At 40.0% G+C, this 22,302-nt stretch carries 17 protein-coding genes; 15 read left to right on the forward strand and 2 right to left on the reverse strand.

Annotated features, from left to right (window positions below):
- Nucleotide 1: 1 nt before the first annotated feature.
- The 6 genes from AB4185_RS10120 (at nucleotide 2) to AB4185_RS10145 (ending at nucleotide 8,317) form a co-directional block, all read left to right on the forward strand.
- Entirely contained in the window at nucleotides 2–3,193 is a 3,192-nt protein-coding gene (locus AB4185_RS10120) for a CDP-glycerol glycerophosphotransferase family protein (protein WP_372135420.1), read from the forward strand.
- Between the two features lie 14 nt (nucleotides 3,194–3,207).
- Nucleotides 3,208–4,269: a capsular polysaccharide synthesis protein gene (locus tag AB4185_RS10125; RefSeq protein ID WP_372135402.1), complete on the forward strand. Its 1,062-nt coding sequence runs from the start codon at nucleotides 3,208–3,210 to the stop codon at nucleotides 4,267–4,269.
- Between the two features lie 22 nt (nucleotides 4,270–4,291).
- Complete coding sequence (locus AB4185_RS10130; RefSeq protein ID WP_372135403.1) at nucleotides 4,292–5,506, forward strand: CDP-glycerol glycerophosphotransferase family protein; 1,215 nt, start codon at nucleotides 4,292–4,294, stop codon at nucleotides 5,504–5,506.
- On the forward strand, nucleotides 5,499–5,894 hold the full coding sequence (locus AB4185_RS10135; RefSeq protein ID WP_136974362.1) for an adenylyltransferase/cytidyltransferase family protein: 396 nt from the start codon (nucleotides 5,499–5,501) through the stop codon (nucleotides 5,892–5,894). Before AB4185_RS10130 ends, AB4185_RS10135 begins: the two co-directional genes overlap by 8 nt.
- Nucleotides 5,895–5,922: 28 nt before the next feature.
- A complete protein-coding gene (locus tag AB4185_RS10140; RefSeq protein ID WP_372135404.1) occupies nucleotides 5,923–7,110 on the forward strand; it encodes a CDP-glycerol glycerophosphotransferase family protein in 1,188 nt (395 codons plus the stop codon).
- A gap of 397 nt (nucleotides 7,111–7,507) precedes the next feature.
- Nucleotides 7,508–8,317, forward strand: a complete 810-nt coding sequence (locus AB4185_RS10145; protein WP_372135405.1) for a hypothetical protein — start codon at nucleotides 7,508–7,510, stop codon at nucleotides 8,315–8,317.
- Nucleotides 8,318–8,337: 20 nt separating this feature from the next.
- On the opposite strand, the gene AB4185_RS10150 is transcribed toward AB4185_RS10145, so the two are convergent.
- Nucleotides 8,338–10,206: a polysaccharide biosynthesis protein gene (locus tag AB4185_RS10150; protein ID WP_372135406.1), complete on the reverse strand. Its 1,869-nt coding sequence runs from the start codon at nucleotides 10,204–10,206 to the stop codon at nucleotides 8,338–8,340.
- A gap of 182 nt (nucleotides 10,207–10,388) precedes the next feature.
- On the opposite strand from AB4185_RS10150, the gene AB4185_RS10155 reads away from it, so the two are divergent.
- From AB4185_RS10155 to AB4185_RS10195, 9 genes are all read left to right on the forward strand, one after another.
- Complete coding sequence (locus AB4185_RS10155; protein WP_372135407.1) at nucleotides 10,389–11,378, forward strand: UDP-glucose 4-epimerase family protein; 990 nt, start codon at nucleotides 10,389–10,391, stop codon at nucleotides 11,376–11,378.
- 112 nt (nucleotides 11,379–11,490) lie between these two features.
- Nucleotides 11,491–12,039 carry a sugar transferase gene (locus tag AB4185_RS10160; RefSeq protein WP_372135421.1) on the forward strand — a complete coding sequence of 183 codons (549 nt, stop codon included), beginning with the start codon at nucleotides 11,491–11,493 and terminating at the stop codon, nucleotides 12,037–12,039.
- A 268-nt stretch (nucleotides 12,040–12,307) separates the two neighbouring features.
- Nucleotides 12,308–12,553, forward strand: coding sequence for a hypothetical protein (locus tag AB4185_RS10165; RefSeq protein WP_017060480.1), 246 nt, complete (start codon nucleotides 12,308–12,310; stop codon nucleotides 12,551–12,553).
- Between the two features lie 120 nt (nucleotides 12,554–12,673).
- Nucleotides 12,674–13,378 carry a YjbF family lipoprotein gene (locus AB4185_RS10170; RefSeq protein WP_372090266.1) on the forward strand — a complete coding sequence of 235 codons (705 nt, stop codon included), beginning with the start codon at nucleotides 12,674–12,676 and terminating at the stop codon, nucleotides 13,376–13,378.
- Between the two features lie 21 nt (nucleotides 13,379–13,399).
- Nucleotides 13,400–14,326 carry a capsule biosynthesis GfcC family protein gene (locus AB4185_RS10175; protein WP_372135408.1) on the forward strand — a complete coding sequence of 309 codons (927 nt, stop codon included), beginning with the start codon at nucleotides 13,400–13,402 and terminating at the stop codon, nucleotides 14,324–14,326.
- On the forward strand, nucleotides 14,326–16,593 hold the full coding sequence (locus tag AB4185_RS10180) for a YjbH domain-containing protein (protein WP_372135409.1): 2,268 nt from the start codon (nucleotides 14,326–14,328) through the stop codon (nucleotides 16,591–16,593). Before AB4185_RS10175 ends, AB4185_RS10180 begins: the two co-directional genes overlap by 1 nt.
- Nucleotides 16,594–17,310: 717 nt before the next feature.
- Nucleotides 17,311–18,447, forward strand: coding sequence for a polysaccharide export protein (locus tag AB4185_RS10185; protein WP_372135410.1), 1,137 nt, complete (start codon nucleotides 17,311–17,313; stop codon nucleotides 18,445–18,447).
- A 135-nt stretch (nucleotides 18,448–18,582) separates the two neighbouring features.
- Complete coding sequence (locus tag AB4185_RS10190; RefSeq protein ID WP_017069276.1) at nucleotides 18,583–19,023, forward strand: low molecular weight protein-tyrosine-phosphatase; 441 nt, start codon at nucleotides 18,583–18,585, stop codon at nucleotides 19,021–19,023.
- 168 nt (nucleotides 19,024–19,191) lie between these two features.
- Nucleotides 19,192–21,363 (forward strand): polysaccharide biosynthesis tyrosine autokinase, encoded by a 2,172-nt coding sequence (locus AB4185_RS10195; protein WP_372135411.1) that lies wholly within the window; start codon nucleotides 19,192–19,194, stop codon nucleotides 21,361–21,363.
- Nucleotides 21,364–21,646: 283 nt separating this feature from the next.
- Here AB4185_RS10195 and AB4185_RS10200 read toward each other — a convergent pair whose 3' ends face one another.
- On the reverse strand, nucleotides 21,647–21,982 hold the full coding sequence (locus AB4185_RS10200; protein WP_004733275.1) for a hypothetical protein: 336 nt from the start codon (nucleotides 21,980–21,982) through the stop codon (nucleotides 21,647–21,649).
- Nucleotides 21,983–22,302: the final 320 nt, after the last annotated feature.

Below are 22,302 nucleotides of genomic sequence, written 5' to 3' on the forward strand. Positions count from 1 at the left end.
TATGACTAATTATTTTGTTAAGTTAAAAAAGAAAATCGCAAGATATTTAATAGAAAAGAATGTTATTGTTAATGTGGTTAATCTTCCTGATAGTTCTAATATTATAATTGATTATCATGGTTGTGTGGATTTTATTTCATGCAAAATCTACACAAGTAAAGAAAATTATAACAATCCAACGATGTCGTTGAAAGAAAATCTTGTCAAGATTGAGATAGAAAGAGATGAATACGATATACTTTCAACTAGAAAGTCGAGATTGAAGTTTGAGTTTGAGATAAGGTTATTTGGTTTAGTTCGACGAGTTGAGTTGCCACTTTATGCTGATAAAATTAAAGGACTTTTACAAGGTGATGAAGGTAGCAAGTTCGGACTAATGAACAATATAAATGGTTACTTACAACTTGTTCATGGGAAGAGAAATCCACAAGCAATTAAGCTGAAAAGCGCAAGAATTTCTGGAGATAAACTAAACCTAAAAATTGAACGGACTTGGTCCTTAAATCGAAGCAAAGTGTGTGAGTTAGTATTGAAGTCAAGAAGTGACTCTGCTGTTTATCGATATCAAGGCTATTTTGTCTCTGGTAAAAATAAGGGGAATACTTCCTTAGAAAGCTATGAGTTTAAAATATCTGATGTATTTAACGGTGATGTTGGTAATATTTTTGATTTATTTATTGCCAATGAAAAACTAAGCTTGCAACCTGAATTGTTATCTAGACTTAAAACTCCAGTATTTTTCTTAAAGGCGGCTTGTAAAACAGAAAAGTATAATGGGAATAAAGTTGTTTTGCTTGAATCCTTTATTACTATGTATGGAGGTTTTTCTTTCAAGACAACATTGTACGATTCTGAAGCATATAGATTAATGCAGAAAGCATACTATATGAAATATTTTTGGAGGCTAGTATATAGGGATGTATGGTTGGTCGGAGAGAAGCCCTATAAAGCACAAGACACTGGATTAGAGTTCTATAAATATTTGATAGAAGATAAAAAGCTAGAAAACGCTTATTATGTTATTGATAAAAGTTCACCAGAAGTAAGAAATCTTCCAAAAGAAGCAAAAATTTTGAACTTTGGATCTGCGGAACATGTTAAATTGGCATGTGCGGCAAAAAATATAATCGCATCGCATTATGCTGAGGATCTTATTCCATTCAAAGATAATATTTTCAATCCGCTCGTAAGAGCAAAAAAGATATTTCTTCAGCATGGGGTCATGGGGGTTAAAAACATGATTCCAACTTATGGTGTTCAGTCTGTAACATTTTCTACAGATCTTTTTGTTGTTAGTTCAAAATTTGAAAAAGAGTATATTCGACAAGATTTTGGCTTTGACGCAAGAAAAATCAAAGTAACAGGACTTAGTCGTTATGACAACTTGACTCCACATATTGGGCAGTATTATCAAAAAACACTGCTAATTATGCCAACTTGGAGAGATTGGCTAAATCATGAGAAGGATTTTCTTGAAAGCGAATATTATAAGTCCTGGGTCGATTTAATTAATAGCAGTGATTTACATAGCATCTGTAAAAAAAATGATCTAAATGTGGTCTTCTGTATACATCCGAATATGCAAAAGTACTCACACTATTTTGAGGCAGAAGGTGTACGAGTTATAAGTCAAGGAGAAGTGAATGTTCAGCAACTTCTTATCAATTCACATACATTAATTACCGATTATAGTAGTGTTGGTTTTGACTTTTCTTATTTGGAAAAACTTGTAATTTACTATCAATTTGACCGTAGTGATTTTTTAGGCAAAAGGCCCTCTCATTTAGAATTAGATCAAGATTTACCAGGAGTCGTCAAAACAAGCAGTAAGTCAGTATTGAACGTACTTGAGCAATCATTGACATCAAATAGTTCTTCTATAAAGGAATCAGCAATAGCTAGATCTAAGAAGTTTTTCGATTTTAATGACGAAAACAATTGCCTAAGAATATATGAAGAAATTAAATCTATTCGTAAAAAAACTTATCTATCGGAATTAAGTAAAAGTATATATGCGTTAGTAATAACAGCAAAATTGTACAACCTTGACAAAAAGTTTAGGTTGCGAAAGCTGATGTATAAATTTCTTAAGGCTTTGCCTATTAGGCAGAAGATATTGTTTGTTGAGGCAAACAATGGTAAGAGTATATCTGATAGCCCAGCAGTCTTGCTTCAAGAGATACTTTCCAGAGAGTTAGATATTAAAGTTGTGGTTACTACAAAGGGGAATGGTGTTGCTTATTATAGGGACCCAAGGGTTATATCAGTAAAGCGATTATCTATTTCTTATTACTACTACTTGGCAGTATCTAAATACTGGATGAATAATCAAAACTTCCCTTCATATCTACGTAAGCCAAAAGATACAAAATATCTGCAAACTTGGCATGGAACACCGCTGAAGAAAATGTTGCACGACCTAGACTGTGTTTATGGGAGAAGCGAAGGCTATGTGGAGAAAATTTCGAGATGTGTTTCAGAGTGGGATTACCTATTGTCGCCGTCTAACTATGCGACTCAGTGCTTTAAATCGGCTTTCCAATTTTCAGGAAACGTTATAGAGCATGGTTATCCTAGAAACGATATCTTTTTCTCTGATGAATATGAAACACGACGACTTGCCGTGAGAGAGTCTTTGAAGATTAATGACTCGACAACTTGTATATTATATGCCCCAACATTTAGAGATGATACTTTAGGAAATAAAGGAGCGTTTGATTTAGTAAACCTAGAGGAAGTGTCTCAATCTCTACCGGAAGGTTATGTTTTTGCAGTAAAATTACACCCGATAGATGCAGCTAAACTAAATAGCAAATTACCTCACAATGTAATAAACCTATCTCATTATTCAGACATTCAAGATCTGATGCTTGCGTCTGATGCATTAGTCACTGATTACTCATCGACGATGTTTGATTATGTCAACCAAGAAAAACCTGTGATTGTATACGCACCTGATTATGATAAATATAGTCAAAACTTGAGAGGCTTTTATTTTGAATTAAAGGATAATGTACCAGGAGAGATTGCTTTTTCTCAGCGTGAATTAGCTGATATTATTAAAAGCGAGTCATTCAAAAGTATTGATTATGAACGATTAACAAAATTTAGAAATAACTTCTGTGACAAAAATAGAAATCCATCAAGTAAACTAATTGTTGATGAGTTATTATCTAGTGGGTTTTTAAAATAAATTAGGTGAATTTTATGGAAAAGAATATTTATTACTACTGGGAGTGTCTCCCAAATAGAAAGATTCCCGCATATATTGAATTGTGTCTGGAAAGTTGGAAGAAATACCTTCCGGATTACAACATTCACCATGTTCATAAAGGAAATATTTTTGAGTATCTGGATGAAGACGAATTTAACTTTGAGTATCTTTTTGCCCAAAGAATGTCACATCATTCTGATATTATCGGTGTAGCACTGCTAATGAAGTATGGCGGTATTTTTATGGATGCAGATGTTATAGCAACTCCATATAGTGCTAGATTCCTACAGGAGTGTGCCAATAATGGATCAGAAATGAGTATGTTTGGATATACTGATACTATGACAACTCACTTTGCCTTTATTTATGCGCAAAAAGGAGCAAGTATTCTAGAGGCCCATTATCCTAAAATGAAAGAGCGTGTTAATGAAGCAGGGATGAACCAGCAGAGGTTCGACTTTTTTGGGAATGAGTTACTTGATAAAGCTATAAAATGTGCAAGTAAAGAACAAATTACTGTCTACGACTCTTATGAGACAGGGGCAATATTAGAACCGAGAACATCTCAATCTTCATCACGAATTGAAAGGATGTGTGCTGTATTTTCTGAAAGGTGGAAAAATCGTTATTTAAGTGAAAATAAAAATAATAAAGAATGGTATCAAACATTTTATCTTGCCGGTGCTACTGAAGAAGACTTAGAGTTTGAAATTAATAAAAAATCACCGTTTATACTGCTCCACAATTCTTGGAACCCTGTAAGACATAAATTACAGTCTAGAGAACAGTTTTTGTCTGAAAACACATTTTTCACTAAGCTTATGATTAAGCTACTAGAGATTGAAGACTCCGAAATTGTTCGATGCCTCAGAGTATCATATAGAATATCTCATAGAAGAATGGTCGCTTTAGAGAAAGAAATTAAATTATTAGAGGATAAAGTGACTCCTCAGAAGATAACCAAAACTATGGCTATTAAGCATTTAGTACCTGTGAGTGTAAAAAGGTTGATAAAGCGGATAAAAAATCGATCTAGTAGTATTATTGGTAAGTAATATGTATTTATTAGGAAGGAGGGTGAATAATCTAATTAAAAAATCACTTTCTAGGTTTGAATGGTTAGATTTAGTTTTAAAGATTACTTTTGTTAGACTTTCTCAGGCAGTATTTAAGGTAAGGTATGGCCATGTAAGTGTTGAGAAAGACCGTGTGATATTTGAGGTTTTTAATGGTCGAAATGTTAGTGATTCTCCTTTAGCGCTTTTTAAAGAGTTATATGAGAGGCGTCCAGAATTAAACTTTGTTTGGGTTTTGGATTCTCCAAATAATCAAAACCTAGAGTGGATAAAGTCTCATACTAATACAACAGTGGTTTATTATGGTACGAATGAATATTATCGTGAGTACGCTAGGTGCCATTATTGGATTGTGAATTGTCGTTTACCTTTTAAAATTGTAAAAAAATCGACGCAAAAGTATATCCAGTGTTGGCACGGAACCCCACTAAAAAAGTTGGGACATGATATTACCGTTGAACGTTACTCTCTCAGCAGTTCAAAGGGGTTATGTTATAGCTATAATGTTGATTCTTCACGTTATGATTATTTTATTTCACCTAGCCCTTATGCGACCTCAAAATTTTGCTCATCTTTTAACATAGAAAAAGATAAAATTATAGAACTGGGTTACCCTAGAAATGACATATTGGCAAAAGGCTCAGAGGTTGACAGAGATTTGCTCTTGAAGAAAAAACTAGGTTTACCTCTAGATAAGACTATAGTTCTTTATGCTCCAACATGGAGAGATAACCAAAAAGTTAAGGAAGCCACTTATCGCTTTAGTAACTCTCTAGACTGTGAGGGTTTTCTTAATAATTTCGATTCTAATTACATATTTTTATTTCGCGGTCATTATTTTGTTGACTCTCTCATGGTGAGTGATAGCTTTATTGATGTTAGTCATATAAATGATATCAATGACTTACTCTTGGTTACAGATATACTAATAACAGATTTTTCTAGTGTGTTCTTTGATTTTTCTATCTTGAAACGTCCAGTCTTATTTTATATGCCTGATAGAGAAAGCTATGAAAATGATGTTAGAGGCTTTTATTTAGATGTGGATAAAGACCTGCCTGGCGAAGTTATAGATGATATGGAGATGTTATCTAGAGCGATTAAAAATTGTAAGCTATCCTCTGACTTAGAATCTTTTAATTTGTGTTTTAACCCTTTTGAAGATGGCCATTCTTCTTTGCGAGTACTAAAAAAAATAGGTTTAATTAATGAGTAAACGAGTAATAACTTTCGGAACATTTGATGTCTTTCATGTTGGACATGTTAATATATTAGAGCGATGTGCATCTTTAGGGCATACTCTAATTGTTGGTGTATCTAGTGATAAATTGAACTTTAGCAAAAAACAGCGCTACCCGATATACAAAGAAAATGATCGATTAAAAATAGTGCAATCAATGTCGTTTGTAGATGAAGTTTTTTTTGAAGAGTCTTTAGAAAAGAAAAGAGAGTATATTGAGTTTTTTAAAGCTGATATTCTAGCTATGGGCGATGACTGGAAAGGAAAATTTGATGAGTTTTCAGATATATGTGAAGTTGTTTACTTTCCAAGAACCCCTTCTATATCTACAACAGAAATTATAGAGATTGTTAAATCCATATAATAAAAGCTAGAGTTCCTAGAATATAGTTATGCAGTTAAATAAATACAAGTTTATTGTTAACCGGTTTTTAAATATAATCCTAGGGTTGTTGCCTGGATTGATATATGCTTTGTTTAATATTAGGGATGACCGGATTTATATATTTAGCTCCGAGTTTAATACTGAATTTAATCACAACTCTAAATCATTGTTTCTATACTTCCTAAAGGAAAGGAAAGATATTCAATGTAGGTTTGTGATTAATGATGAAAATAAAAGAAAGGCTTTAATAAGTGAGTATGGTGATTTTTTTATCTCTTCTCACTCGATTACCGGTATTCTTTATATTCTCAGGGCTAAGGTTTGGATTACTTCTTCTTTGGAAACACCTATTGGTGGAGTCTTTTTGAATCGAAACAGAATTGTAATCCATTTGGGTCATGGAGCTCCACTAAAAAATGTAGGATTAAGCGAGTCGAAAACTGGTTTGTTAAAATATTTTTATTACAAGATAATAAAAACTAACTTTTCCTATTTTTTTTCAACATCAAGGCACTTTAATAAAAATTGGAAGGAGTGTTTGGGGGTTGATTGGGATCAAGTTGTGATTGCTGCTCAAGCGAGAAATGACTTGATTACTACTAATGATTTGGTTAATTGTAATCACTTATTAGATATTAGGAAAACAAATATTCTATATGCCCCGACTTGGCGTCCATACTCAAAAACAATACTATTCCCTTTCTCTGATTTTGAGTTGGAAAAGTTTAATGACTTTCTCATCAAAAATGAAATTTTGGTATATTTACGTTTACACCCCAATTTTGAGGGGGATGAGTTGGATTTGTTACAAAGTGCTTCCAATATTAGGTTGTTAGATCGCTCTAATGTTGACGATATAAACACAGTACTATCTGGCTTTGACCTACTGATTACCGATTATTCCAGTATTTATGTAGATTATTTGTTAACGAAGAAGCCAATTCTTTTTTTACCTTATGATTATCGTGAGTATAATGAAAAAGTTGGTTTTTCTATCGACTATTTTAATTATACTCCAGGCCCTAAACCTGAGAGCTTTAATGTTTTTCTGCAAGAATTGACTAACTTGATAAATATAGATAGCTACTATTATGAACAGAGAGAGTTTGTTAATAATATACTTAACGCTGTACAGTCTGAACACTGTAAAAATAATGATATATTAATATCTGGTTTATGTAACAAAGCTCTCTAGAAACTAGAGTTTACTATTGATAATGTGTGCTGGTAGGGATAACTTGAAAATTTATTTACATATTGGTGTGGGAAAGTGTGCGAGTAGTTCAATATAAAGCTTCTTCTCTAAAAACTTCAAGCAAGATACTTTCGCTTACGCTTGTCTTAATAAAGATGGTACCATCGATACTGGAAGAAAATTAAGAGTACAGGCTCAAAATATTGCCTCCGGCTATCGAAAGTCCTGTTCGCTTGAGGGTATAGATCGACTATTCCTGGCTAATTTTGAACTCTCATTAACTAAACTAAGCTCAAGTTATCAATCTATCTTGTTCTCTAACGAATTATGGATAGAATCAGAAGAGCAATTTTCTTACCTTTCCTCAGTTCTTTCGAAATATACAGTTGAAATTATTATGGTTGTTCGTCCTCCAGTTCTTTGGATGAACAGTGCCTGGTGGCAATGGGGGCGCTGGTCAGGGATTAGCGAAGATGAATATGTTTCAAAGAATGTTTCAAAGCAATGGTTAAATGCATACAATTTCTATAACTCATTACCTTATATCAATAAGGTACATGTTTTATCCCTGTCTGATAACGTAATGGATTCAGTATTTAGGATCGTGGGTTTTAATGGTAGCAACCTCCCTGTACCAACATCGAATCAAGCATCAAGTCAAGAGTTATTGACATTTATGACTGATAACCGTGAGCTTAGGACTGGGGTCCATAATGCTGCGAAAGAACTGATATTAAATAAGTACCTAAAGAGCAGAACAAAGGCTAATTGGGTGCTTAGTAAATCGAATATTGAGTCACTATTAGAAAAGACTAGAGAGAGTAACGTGGAGCTCTCACGGTTAATTGTCAATGAAAATATATGTGAAAACAGTGCTTGGTGGGATAGTTCGTTTTATAAGGATCGGGTTATGGAAAGGAATCACCAAATCGATCATTCGACTTTGAGTTCAATGCTGCTTGAAGCTTATCAGCTAATTATTCGTCTCCATCATCAAAAGTCTACACCTATTCCTAAGTATTTAAAAAGTGAAGCTTTAAGGCTTGAAAAGGAAAATATTAGACTAGCTTATGATCTGATAAACCTTGCCTATGACTTAAATCCGACCAACCCTTCGATTAAGTGCAAGGTGCAAGAGTACCATGAAAAACTGAACCGCACTTCGCTTCTATCACGTTTAAAACGACTATTATGCTTCAGGCGATGAATCTTTTTTTGCTTAGGGAGTTATTTTTTTGTCGAGATATAACCTGTTGGAGCTTCTAACAGTATTCTTCTTATACAGTCTACATTAAAATCATGACAGCACTCGTCTAGTTCGTTTAAGAGAATCTGCATCTCTGGCCAGCTGAGCTTACTCTCCATTGCCGTCATGATTTTTTCGTGGCTAGTACCTTCAACATTGTCACCAATCAGAAGCTCCTCATATAGCTTCTCACCGGGTCTTAAACCTGTAAATTTGATTTCAATATCGCCTTCATCCGAGTTTGATCCAAGGCTTTCCTTCATACCCATAAGGTGCACCATGCGTTTTGCAAGATCTAAGATTTTAACTGGTTCACCCATGTCTAGTACGAAAACTTGACCGTTATTGCTCATAGCTCCGGCTTGGATGACAAGTTGTGCGGCTTCTGGGATTAACATGAAGTAGCGGATGATATCAGGGTGCGTCACAGTAACAGGGCCGCCAGCTTTGATTTGCTTCTTAAAAAGTGGCACTACCGACCCGGAAGAGCCTAACACATTGCCAAACCTGACCATGGTAAAGACAGTATCTGTCCCTTTATCTGCAAGCGCTTGAAGAACGAGTTCAGCCATCCGTTTACTTGCACCCATTACATTCGTTGGTCTTACGGCTTTGTCAGTTGAAATTAGCGTGAAGTTTTTCACACCGCACTTTATAGCGGCTTGTGCGCAGGATAGTGTCCCAAAAACATTATTACGAATCCCTTCAACAACATTATCCTCGACTAGGGGGACATGCTTGTATGCGGCAGCATGATACAGGGTCTCAATTTCATATGTATTAATGAGTTTTTCAAGACGGTTCTGTCTTTGGACTGAACCTAGAGCGGCAATGATCTGAGTTTGGCTCTTTAAGTTTTTCTTTGTAGAAAGTAGTTCTTGTTCAATTTTGTATAGGTTGTACTCATTGAGTTCGAATAGAACTAATGTTTTAGGTTGCTGCGCCAAGATTTGACGACATAACTCTGAACCAATGGAACCACCGGCACCGGTTACCATGACACACTTGTTATGAATATTCTTTGCCAGCAATTCACTGTCAGGTGTGATAGGCGCTCTACCCAATAGATCAGCTACGTCGAGATCTTTGATCTCTGTCGCAGTCGCTTTACCTGCAGCTATGTCCTCTACCGATGGGACAGACTGAATCGCAATAGGCCACTCAGATAATTTTTCTACCAGTCTTAATCGTTTACCTTTATTAATATTATTAATTGCTAGTAATAGCTTTACTGGCTGATAAAGAGATTGAAGATGCTCAAATTCGCTTGGGTGATGGACTTTTAGCCCAAATAAGATATTGCCCCTTTTGCTCGGGTCGTCATCTAATAATATAACCGGGTTATATTCATCACCGTGTATTAGAGCATATGCAAGTTCGCGACCTGTAGCCCCGGCCCCGTAGATAAATACATTGGGTTTTTTGCGTTTGATCATCTGATCATAGACAGAGCGGATCATTATCCTTGGCCCACCTAAGGTCAGAATCGCTAACCCAGCGTAAATAAATGGAACGCTTCTTGGGATAAAAGTATGAAAAAAGAATCCGCTCATAACTAAGGTTAGAGATGAGATAAATACAGCAAGGAAGATGTTACCGACGGCAGGAAACATCATGTAGCGTAGTACAGCGCGGTACATTCCAAGTTTGGCAAAGGTGAATACCGTAACTGAAATGGTCAGGAGTAAAGTTACCCACTCGTCTAATCCTAGCTCAAAAGTGTACGTGCCTAACCTTAAAGCAATAGCTAAATAGATTGACATTGCTATCGCGAATATGTCGTAGCCAATACTGATCAAACGCTTATTTTTTCGTTTAGTATTGAGGATAAGGCGTATCGGCTTAATCATTATATTCCTTGGTAACTGTTCTCAATCAGGCTTACAAGCTGTAGCTGAGTAATTTAATATCTGCGATATTTTAATGCTCTTAAGTGCGGTAAGCTAGTCGTAATTGATGGTTCTGTGTTGCTCAGTAGTTTTGCTGTTGATGCTGCTTGTTTTTTATTCAATATGTAGAGCTTTTTTGTATTATGAAATTATTAGTCACTGGTAGTACGGGCTTTGTCGGCTCTCGCGTTGCGAATTTAGCACAAGAGTGTCAGTGGGAAGTTGTGCCTGTAGTGCGAAAAGCGGCACAAATACAGCCTAATAGCTTGTTTGTTAATAGCCAGTTTGTTAATAACTTGGCCGTTAATAGCTTTGCTGTTTCTTCTATTGATTCGAGTACCGATTGGTCTGGTGCATTCGAAGGTGTGGATTGTGTTGTTCATTGTGCTGCTCGAGTGCATCAAATGAATGAGAGTGAGCAAGGTGCTTTAACTGCCTATCGAGATATCAACACCCTTGGCACTTTGAACCTAGCGAAGCAAGCCGCTGAAGCGGGCGTTAAAAGGTTTGTATTTGTCAGCTCTATTAAAGTTAACGGTGAATTCAGTGAGCCAAATTTACCCTTTGAACCGAATTTAAAGAATACTCCGCAAGACCCTTATGGTTTGAGCAAGTATGAAGCTGAAGTTGAGTTGGCTAAGCTTTCAAAAGAGACAGGGCTAGAAGTGGTTATCATTAGGCCTCCATTAGTTTATGGGCCTGGCGTCAAAGCAAATTTCTTATCTATGATGCGTTTGATTGATAAAGGCATTCCGTTACCGTTTGGTGCTATAAAGAACCAGAGAAGCTTGGTTTATTTGGATAATTTGTCCGATTTGATACTAACTTGTTGCGAGCACCCTTCAGCTCCGGGCTATACCTTCTTAGCTTCTGATGATCAGGATGTATCGACAACTCAATTGATGCAAACCATCGCTCATGCTATGGGGAAATCACCGCGATTAATTCCAATCCCAATGTCTTGGATACAAGCTGGATCGTCAGTTTTAAATAGACAGCACATAGCGCAAAGAATATGCGGCAACCTCCAAGTGGATATAGGTTTGACGAAAGAGATATTGGGATGGAACCCCCCTGTAAGTTTTGAACAAGGGATCAAAAGAACCGTAGAAGCTTACTTGAAGTCGCATTGATGCGTTTTAGGTAGTTTATGGCTTTCTTGTCCATAAATTTTTCAGGTATCCTTTATTGATTAGTGGTGCTTATAGTGCCCCACGTTTTCAATCCGAATTTGATAGGACACATATTTTGATTCGTTTGTTCGATTTTATTTTTGCTTTCTTTGGTTTGCTGTTCCTTTGGCCAGCATTTCTCATTATTTGTATCCTTGGTTACTTTGACACGGGGTCGCCTGTCTTTTTTCAAACCCGAGTAGGGCGCAACAAAAAACCATTTACCTTGGTCAAATTCAGAACCATGCCTGTCGAAACCAAATCTGTTGCGACCCATTTAGTTGGAGCGAGTTCAGTGACTAAGCTCGGTGGATTCCTGCGTAAAACCAAGCTTGATGAACTGCCTCAGTTATACAACGTACTTAAAGGTGAAATGAGTTTAGTTGGTCCAAGACCATGTCTGTTTAACCAACAGGAACTCATCGATGAGAGAGAATCAAGAGGTGTCCTTGCTGTTAGGCCTGGTGTTACTGGTTTGGCGCAGATTAACGACATTGATATGTCTACGCCTAAGAAACTAGCCGAGTGGGATCAACGCATGATTAACACGTTAGATACTAAACTATACTTCCAATACATAATTCAAACCGTACTAGGTAAAGGTTCGGGCGACAGGGTTTAGTTAGATATGGTTTACGCTCTCTTATGATCATAGGTACTGGCTTCTGCGTTATACAAACATAGCTTTGTTGACCTCCACAGTCTCTAAGGCCATTTTTATGTGACGCTATTTCCTAAATATTGCTTTATAAGGTATTGCTTATGATTTATCCATTTACTTGATTGTGGTTATTATCTATCATGATCAATCAGTTGTTTAAGCTGAGCAACTGTTTGAGGGTGTGAAAATCATCTTCTACATATAAACGTTTATATTAATGGAAATCATTATGAAAAAGATGGCTCTAGCAGCTGCATTAGCAGTTAGCTTCTCAGGTGCTGCATTTGCAGCTGAAGAAACAGCTGCGGCGGGTACTGGTTCAGGTACTGGTACAGCAGCAGGCGCTGGTGCATCTGCAGCTGCAACTGGTACGGCTACAACAGTAGCAGTAGCGACAGCAGCAGTAGCGGCAGCAGCAGCAGTAGCGGTTGCTTCTAACGAAAGCGGTGCAACAACGACAACAACGACTCGATAATTTTTGAGTAGGCGTTTAAAACCATTTTATGTGAAAGCATAAAGTGGTTTTTTTATATCTAATTGATTAATTTTCCATATTGGACATCAGCAACCAGATTGCTAGGAAGCAGAACTCGTCATGCTTAAACCTCTAATCATATCTCTTGGTCTTTTTCTTGCTGGTTGTTCTCAGCAGTTTCAAGACGTTAACTCTACTTTTGATGAAGCCTTTTTTGGAAGCTCCGATGTTGAGCTATCCAAGGAATACATTCAAACGTTACCTTATTCCAGCATTTATGCAGAAGTGAATGACCAAGGTAAGATCTTCATGGTCTTAGCGTACGTCGGTGAAAACCCGCAAACGGGCGCAGAGCAGTTAAAGTGGATGTCTTCTGACAAAGCGATGATCGTCACTGAAAATGGACGTGTCGTACAAACGCTATTGCTTCCTTACGAAAACCTCTCTGGTTTGGCATTCCAGCCGTTGAATGCATTCTCTTCTGCAAACAGCTCGTCGCCAGACTCTGCTTATGCGTTTGATGTGTCAGCTAACCCCGGTGCCCAAAAGTGGCAAGCGGTTTACGACTGGCAACCCAACTATCGATTTGGCTACAAAGCGAACATCACCCGAACGTATGTGGGAAATGACACGGTTGAAACTCCGTTAGCGTCTATCGATACCAAGAAATTCCAAGAAAAAATTCAATTCCCAATATTAGAACAAGACATCACCAACGAATATTGGGTCGACAGCGAAGGCAAAGTGGTAAAAACCATACAGTATTTAGGCCCTGATATGACAAGGCTTGAGTTAACCGTCCTTAAGCATTATCAAAGCAATTAACGAACAGGGTAATGAACTAAAATGATGAATTATATTAGTCATACATCAAAAATGACGGGGCGTCGGTTGCCATTGGTGAGAACTATGTTAACGATGAGAGCTCTGTTAATGATCAGCGCTTTATTTGCTTTGAGCTCCGCTTCTTCGGCTTCTGATCTTGTTACGCCTGAACGCTCTTCGTCGATTAAAACAACAATCGAGCTTCCTCTTCAAGGTGTGACGCTTGAGTATAAAGCTAATGTTCGACTACTTCAGGTATTAGACGACGCGAATGCTAGCTCTAACGTGAACGATAACAGCGGTATTGGTTACTTCCCCCTTTCGGCTCAACTGTTTGATATAACCAATACTGAAGCGACTGCAGTTACTGGATTTAAAGAAGCTAACCAAGCTATCGAAGCCAAAAAGCGCAATGTATTTAACCAACTTGACGCTTTCTCGGTAGAAGAACCAGAAGCAAAATTAGTAAAGCAACAATTAGCTTCTTTCCAATATCTCAATCGAGTTTTTATTGAGTTAGACCGTAATGCCGTTATCTCTCAATCAGATAAGAACCCACTGCTTGTTTCAAGTTCTCATACTAACAAGCCGTCAGACAGTCAAACTCAAGCCTTTTCTCTGTACTTACCACAACGACCAACATCTATTCAGTTGATGGGTGCAATGAAAGAGTCGGTAACAATGAATCTGATTGAGCATGGAACGTTGAATGATTATCTCGATGCATTGCCGAATGGCTTTATTGGTGAATCTGCAGATAAAAGCGTGGCTTATGTTGTCCAGCCAGATGGCGAGGTACAAACCATTCAATACGCATACTGGAACGAACAGCCGGTTTACTTAGCACCAGGTGCCATCGTATTTATGGCGTTCTACTCTTTGCCATCGGAATACTCAACGTTGAACCAAGATATTGTCGATTTGCTACGTCATAAGGTTGGCCTGTAATGCTGAAACAGAAATCATTCCCTCTATCGGCAGTGTGTGCATCGGTTACCTGTGCTTTATTAATGACCAATAGCATGTCGACTAGAGCAGAAACAATCATTGATTCCTCTTCAATTCGAGCAGAAAAATCCCCATTCGACGACACAGAATACAGAACGTCGCAAATGAACTTTGGTGGTGTTGGCTTAATGCAAATGCCAACAGGCCGAATGGCACCAGAAGGTGAGTTCAACTTTAGCGCCTCGTTTAATAACGAATACTACTTTTATAACGTCAGCCTGCAGGTGATGCCTTGGCTTGAAACCACCATTCGTTATACACAAGTACAAGATCTCTTTTATAGCGGTGGTGGCAATCAAGATTGCTCTCAAAACTCATTCAGTGGCTGTACTAAATACACAGATAAAGGCATCGACTTTAAACTGCGTTTAATCGAAGAAGGGTACTACTTACCAGAAGTGTCAGTAGGCGTGCGTGACTTCGGTGGTACTGGCTTGTTTGATGGCGAATTTGTCGCGGCAACCAAGCGTTTTGGCCCCGTTGATTTCACTTTGGGCATGGCTTGGGGATACATGGGCACCAGTGGCAATTTCACTAACCCACTGTGCAAAGCCAGTGACAAGTATTGTGAACGCCCGTCTGATTTTAAAGGCAATGGCGGCAGTGTTGACTTTGAACGCTGGTTTAAAGGCGATGCTGCAATTTATGGCGGCTTTGAATACCAAACCCCTTATAAGCCGTTAACCTTAAAGCTTGAATACGATGGCAACGATTACTCTCAAGACTTCCCTGTAGTACGTGGTGGTGTCGACATGACACAACACACGCCATGGAACGTGGGCGCGGTCTACCGTTTTACGGATTGGGGCTCAGCGAAAGTGAGCTATGAGCGAGGCGATACTTTAACCCTTGGTTTCGACCTATCTACCAATTTCAATGAAATGTATTCCGTGTGGCGAGATACCGAAACAGCAGAATTGCGCCCAAGTGGTGTAGATACGGTTGACGATATTGATATGGCGGCCCTTGCAGAAGAACTTGAAACGGTCGCGGGCTATGAACAAGCGCAAATCTTGGTCGACGATAACAGCATTGTGGTCAAGGGTACTCAGGTTAAATACCGAGACAGAGATATCGCCCTTGAGCGTGGTGCGACCGTGATTGCCAACGCGGTGCCGAGTTACATCGATACTTATAAAATCATCGAAAATGATAAATCGATGGAACTCACTGAGACAACGGTAGATGCACAAGCGTTCAAAGCGGCGGCTAATAACAGTTATCTCAATGCTCAAACCAGTGATGCAACCGATACTCACGAGTTAGAGCGTAAGAAATCCGTTATTTATCATGATGGGCGTGAGCGATTCGATGTGTCGATTTCACCAAACCTAGCTCAATCGTTCGGTTCGGCTGAAAACTTCTATTTATACAGTTTGGGTTTATACACCAACGCTTCGTTCTGGGCGTTAAACAATGTTGAACTGTCGGGCTCTTTGTACGTTAACTTAGTCGATAACTACGACAAGTTTAACTATACCGTCCCATCAGACGGCACTGACCAAACGCCAAGGGTAAGAACCTTGTTCCGCTCTTATGTTGATGATCCGGTTCGTTTAGACCGTTTACAACTGACGTGGTTTGAAGACTATGGCAGCGGTATCTACACCCAAGCTTACGGCGGTTACCTAGAGAGCATGTTCGCGGGTGTGGGTGGCGAAATCCTGTATCGTCCATTCAACCAAAACTGGGCGATTGGCGCAGACATGACAGCAATAAGCCAACGCGATCCAGAAAGCTGGTTCGGCACGTTTGATGAAGAGATCCAAGTTAACCCAGACGACAGCAGCCGAACGTACAAAGTGATCGACAAAGGCACGACGGGCTTTATTACTGGTTACTACACCCCACAATGGGATTTCTTGAGCGATACCTTGCTTAAAGTGGGTGTGGGTAAATTTCTTGCGGGTGATGTCGGGACTCGTGTCGACTTCTCTAAGCAGTTCAAGAGCGGCGTGATTGCTGGTGCGTTTGTCAGCTTAACCGACATGACAACTGAAGAGTACGGTGAAGGCAGCTATACCAAAGGCTTCTATGTATCAATTCCGTTTGATCTTGTTACCGTGAAACCAAGCTCAAGCCGCGCAGGCTTTACCTGGTTACCGATCACGCGTGACGGCGGACAAGTGTTGAATAAGCAATACAACTTGTTCGATCAAACCGATGCTCGCTCACCTTGGTTCCAAAGACCGAGTAGCGTTAAGTAGATCGAAAGCAGATACGGGTGACGAGTAAGCGGGATGCGAAGAGCGGGGAAAGAGCAGTCTCGAATAATCGAATAACGAATAGCTTAAGATATCGTGATATTCATTGGGTCTAGCTTTTGGTTCTCCCCCTTGAACGCCGTTCGTTTTTGATCGGTGATGTTCATCAAAGGGGGAGTTAGAGGGGGATATTAATCTATGTGTTACCAACCCCTCCCAGCCTCCCCTTATGTTGGTATTTTCTGCCAAGCAACAGTTGTGATAAAGGGGAGGAGCTAAAAGCATCCCGACACGGCTTTAGGCTCTTCGTTTACTCGTATCTCGCTACTCTCATCTGCTCTTTAGCTCTTCGCCACTCGTTCACTCGCATCCCGTATCTGCTCTTTAACCATTCAACTAGGTTGATAATAAACACAAATTGTGGATAATGCATACGCAATAAAATAACCGGGTGAAAGTCCGATCTTTGGCTCGGTTTATGACAAAAAACCTCTATCTCAATTCCAGATAGATAGAGGCAGATTAACTACGCAGTGTGATGTCGCGGAATATCAAAGGGCGGTAGCGTTCCTATCTTTGATATTAAGTGGGAGCGATATCACAGTAATAGCCCTCCTTAACTCTATTAAATACTGCGTAGCTGATAAAATTGTTTGTTCTAACTTCTTTGGGTGTCCTTTGGGATATCACGACACATTCCGTTTCTATGACTTGGTTAACATGAAGATTAATAAAAATCGTCTCCTTTTAGCGCTCCTTCCTGCATTGCTTGCAGGGTGTACTACTCCAGGAACTCACCTTTCTACTGGCAACAAGAATGTGATTCAGCCTTCAGAGGAACAGCAAGAATCTGATATCTCTGATGTGGTTAACCTTTACCCACTGACAGCTCAATCAGTATCGACTTACCAAACGGGTACATTGTCGGTGTCACAAGCCAACCCTGAACTCGACGTAGACATCGCAAAGTATGAATACAAAGTCGGTGTGGGCGATATCTTAAATATTACGATCTGGGATCACCCTGAACTGACCATTCCTGCGGGCTCTTACCGTAGTAGTACTGAAGCGGGTAACTGGGTTCATGCTGACGGCACTATTTTCTACCCATACATTGGTACAGTAGAAGTTGCAGGAAAAACGGTTCGTGAAATTCGTTCTGATATAGCGGAACGTTTGGCGAAATACATCGAAAGCCCTCAAGTTGATGTAAACGTAGCGGCTTTCCGATCTAAGAAAACCTACATTACCGGTGAAGTATCTAAACCTGGCCAGCAGCCAATCACTAATATCCCTTTAACGTTACTGGATGCCGTGAACCGTTCTGGCGGTTTGTCTGAAGATGCTGATTGGCGAAATGTTTCATTAACCCGCAATGGCGTGGAAGAAAACCTTTCGCTTTATGGCTTAATGCAACGTGGTGACCTAACTCAAAACCGCTTATTGCAAGCTGGTGACATTGTTCACGTACCGCGTAATGATAAGCAGAAAGTGTTCGTGATGGGTGAAGTGAAAGAGCCCAAGTTATTAAAGATTGATCGCGTAGGAATGAGCTTGACGGAAGCGCTCAGTAATGTCGGTGGAATAAATGAACTGACAGCGGATGCAACCGGCGTATTTGTGATTCGAACTTCTGATGATAAATCCGAACGTATGGCAGATATCTACCAACTCAATATTGAAGATGCGTCAGCATTGGTGATTGGCACCGAGTTTGATTTAAAACCTTATGACATTGTTTATGTTACCGCCGCGCCAATCAGCCGTTGGAACCGTGTAGTGGGGCAGTTGCTTCCAACCATTAGCGGATTTAATAATTTAACCGAAGGTGCGCTACGTGTTCGTAATTGGCCTTAGGCTAAGATAGAACAGTAATCAGGTCGCACTTCACGTGTGGCCTGATTTTTTAGATCTAGAAGTAAATCTTGTTTGTAAGCACGTACAGTCTAAAAATGCATTCGGTTTACGAAAAACTAACGCTATAAGTGAATTATGTTTAATAAAATTTTGGTCGTATGCGTGGGCAACATTTGTCGTTCCCCGACTGGAGAGCGAGTTTTACAAAACTTGCTGCCCAACAAAGAAGTGGCCTCTGCCGGTATCGCTGCTGAGAAAAGCCGTTTAATTGGCAAGCCTGCAGACGACACTGCCATTTTAATCGCCGCTGAAAATGGGGTTGATGTTGAAAACCATCAGTCTCAGCAAGTTACGCCACAGCTTTGTGCTCAGTATGACTTGATTTTGGTGATGGAGAAGGGCCATTTAGAAGCGCTTACTCAAATATCGCCAGAGGCACGTGGTAAAACTATGCTGTTTGGTCAGTGGATTGGCCAAAAAGACATTCCTGACCCTTATCGTCAAAGTCGTGAGGCGTTTGAACACGCTTATAAGCTGATTGACGAAGCGGCGCAAGCTTGGGCAAAAAAACTGTAGGTTTAAATGCAATAGATTTTAGATGCAGTAGGTTTTAAATAGACAGCTTTTTAAATGTCATGCTCTAAATGTAGGCATGGCAAAGCCACCAACGGAATAATATAAAAGAGAAGTACGCGGAGCGTATATAGTCTCTTAAATAGCAATACTTTAGGAAGTAGCAAACAAATGACAACACAACCCTCTCAGCAATCGCATACAGATAACTCTGATGAGATAGATTTAGGAAAACTGCTTGGCATCTTATTAGATGCTAAATGGCTAATCATGCTCACCACATTCGTTTTTGCTGTGTTTGGTATTGCGTTTGCTTTGCTTTCGACGCCGATATACAAAGCGGATGCCCTGATCCAAATTGAAGAGAAAAGCTCTGGTGGCATCTCTTCTATGGTTGGTGATATGGGTGAATTGTTCTCTCAAGAATCTTCAGCTACAACCGAAGTCGAGATCATCAAATCGCGTATGATCTTGGGTGAAACGGTTGATAAGTTTAACTTAACGACTGTGACCTCACCTAACTATGCGCCAATCGTCGGCAAAGGCTTTGCACGCTTAACTGGCGACATCAACCACATTGCGGTTAGCCGTTTCAACATGCCAAGCTATGCGAGCGACTACGGGCACACGATCCAGATCCTAGATGCCGAGCAGGGCACTTACCAATTAGTTCGCGACGATGAGCGCGTTATCCTAAAAGGCAAAGTGGGTGAGCTAGCAACAGCAGACGACTACAGCTTGTTTGTGGCAGGTTTTGAATCACATAACGATTTTGAATTCTCTATTAGTCAACGTAGCCGACTAGAAGCGATCGAATGGTTGAAAGCTTCTTTGTCTTTGTCTGAGCAAGGTAAGCAAACCGGTATTTTGAAGCTAAGCTTTGAAGGTGAAAACAAGCAACAGATCTCTGAAATCCTTAATCATATTAGCCAGATCTACTTCTTACAAAACGTGAAGCGTAATTCAGCAGAAGCAGAGAAGAGCCTACAGTTCTTAGAAAGCCACCTTCCGGGCATTAAATCTGAGCTAACTGGTTATGAAGACGTACTAAATAATTACCGCCAAAAGAACGAATCGATCGATTTGGGTTTAGAAGCACAATCAACCTTGAAAGTAATGGTAGAGCTTGAAGCGCAATTGAATGAACTAACATTCAAAGAGAGTGAAATCAGCCAACGCTTTACTAAAGATCACCCAGCATACAAAGCCCTGCTTGATAAACGTAAGACACTACTAGGCGAGAAAGACCGTCTAAACAAGCAAGTACAAAAGTTGCCAAAAACACAACGTGAAGTACTGCGTATGACACGTGATGTTGAAGTAAACCAACAAATCTACATCCAGCTATTAAACAAGGTTCAAGAGCTGAGCATTATCAAGGCCGGTACGGTCGGTAACGTTCGTATCTTAGATGACGCTCAAGCTTATGCTCGCGCCGTTAAACCTAAGAAGCCGCTGATTGTTGTGTTAGCAACGCTATTGGGTGGCATGCTAAGTGTCGCGTTTGTGTTAGTAAAAGCAGCGTTCCACCGTGGTGTTGAAAGCCCAGACCAAATTGAACAAATCGGCCTTCCGGTTTACGCAGCGGTACCAAAATCAGATTTACAGATTGAGCTAACCAACCGATTTAAATCGAAGAAACAGCAAACCAAGGGTACCCAAGCACTACTTGCCGAATCGAACCCTGCCGATCTTTCGGTTGAAGCACTGCGTGGCCTTCGTACCAGCTTACACTTTGCAATGCTCGAAGCGAAAAACAACATCTTGATGATTTCTGGCCCTGCGCCGGGCATTGGTAAATCATTCATCTCGACTAACTTTGCCGCAGTAGCCGCAAAAACAGGCCAAAAGGTATTGTTGATTGATGCCGATATGCGTAAAGGTTACCTACAACAAAGCTTTGGTGTGAACTGGGACAATGGTCTTTCTGATGTGCTGAGCGGCAAGCAAGAGTTCGCTCAATCAGTGAAAACCACACCGGTAGAGAACCTAGATATTATTACTCGTGGCCAAGTGCCACCGAACCCATCAGAGCTGCTGATGCACCCACGCTTTGCAGAACTAATGGAATGGGCATCGAAAGAGTATGATTTGGTGATTGTTGATACCCCGCCCGTACTTGCGGTAACCGACCCAAGCATTGTCGGCGCCTTCGCTGGCACCACATTAATGGTGGCGCGTTACGGTCAAAACACCATTAAAGAGATAGAAGTGGCTCGCAACCGCTTCGAACAATCGGGCATCGAAGTGAAAGGTGTTATCTTCAATGCCATCGAGAAGAAAGCATCAAGCTCGTACGGCTACGGTTATTACAACTACGCTTATTCGAGCGACAAGAAATAAAGTTAAAGAGCAGTAACGAGATGCGAGTAACCGGGTAAACGAAGAGCTAAAGACAGTAACGGGATGCGAGTGGCGAGATACGAAAAGCGCCACTCGAATCCGTTCTTCATCTCTTGTTACTCGTTTACCCGCTCCGCTGCTCGAATCTGCTCTTAATCTCCTCGCATCCCGTCTACCCGCCACTCGAATCCGCTCTTAATCTCCTCGCATCTCGATACCCGTCACTCGCATCTGCTTTTTAAGCTCTTCGCATCCCGTTTACCCGTCACTCGAATCTGCTCTTCTACTTCTTCACCACGCCTCCCGTTAAATACAATCCAATCGCCGCTAGCACCGGATAACCAAACGCTTCATTGGTCATTTCCCCTAATGGTTTCCAATCGTAGCCGTGCATGCAGCCTAAAATAACCATCACATGCAGTGCCACATAAGGAATGGTGAACAACAACACAATGTAGCGCTGTACCAACTTAAAAGGTTCATACGCTTTAAGCAGTGCCAGCTTGTGCTTCGCTTTTTCTTCATCAGTAAAAAACATCGCATCTCCTGTGTTGGTGAGTGCATCTAACCCCTTGCTAATCGAAGACTGGCTCCCGAATATTCTTCCGAACAATGTCATACTGCTCCTTGGTTTATTGATTGGCTTTGACCGCATGTATAACCTTTGACTGTATAACCTTATGGTTCGACAACCTTAGCGAGCCCTCTGCTCCGCCATTTATCCGTTGAATTAGATTCCCTATCACGTTCGTCCCTCACTGTAGGGAATGACGACTACTTTTATTAAGTGAATAATCTCACGACTCCGTCATTCCGCCATTCTGTTGCTTTAGAGGCGAGGAACGAAGTATCTGGAATCCGCTATTAGTCTCTTCGCATCTCGCTTACTCGAATCCCGCAACTGCTCTTCAAATTATTCGAAGACTTAGCTTTTGGTCC

Source organism: Vibrio sp. 10N.286.48.F5, from assembly GCF_041469785.1.
Lineage (GTDB): Bacteria > Pseudomonadota > Gammaproteobacteria > Enterobacterales > Vibrionaceae > Vibrio > Vibrio crassostreae_C.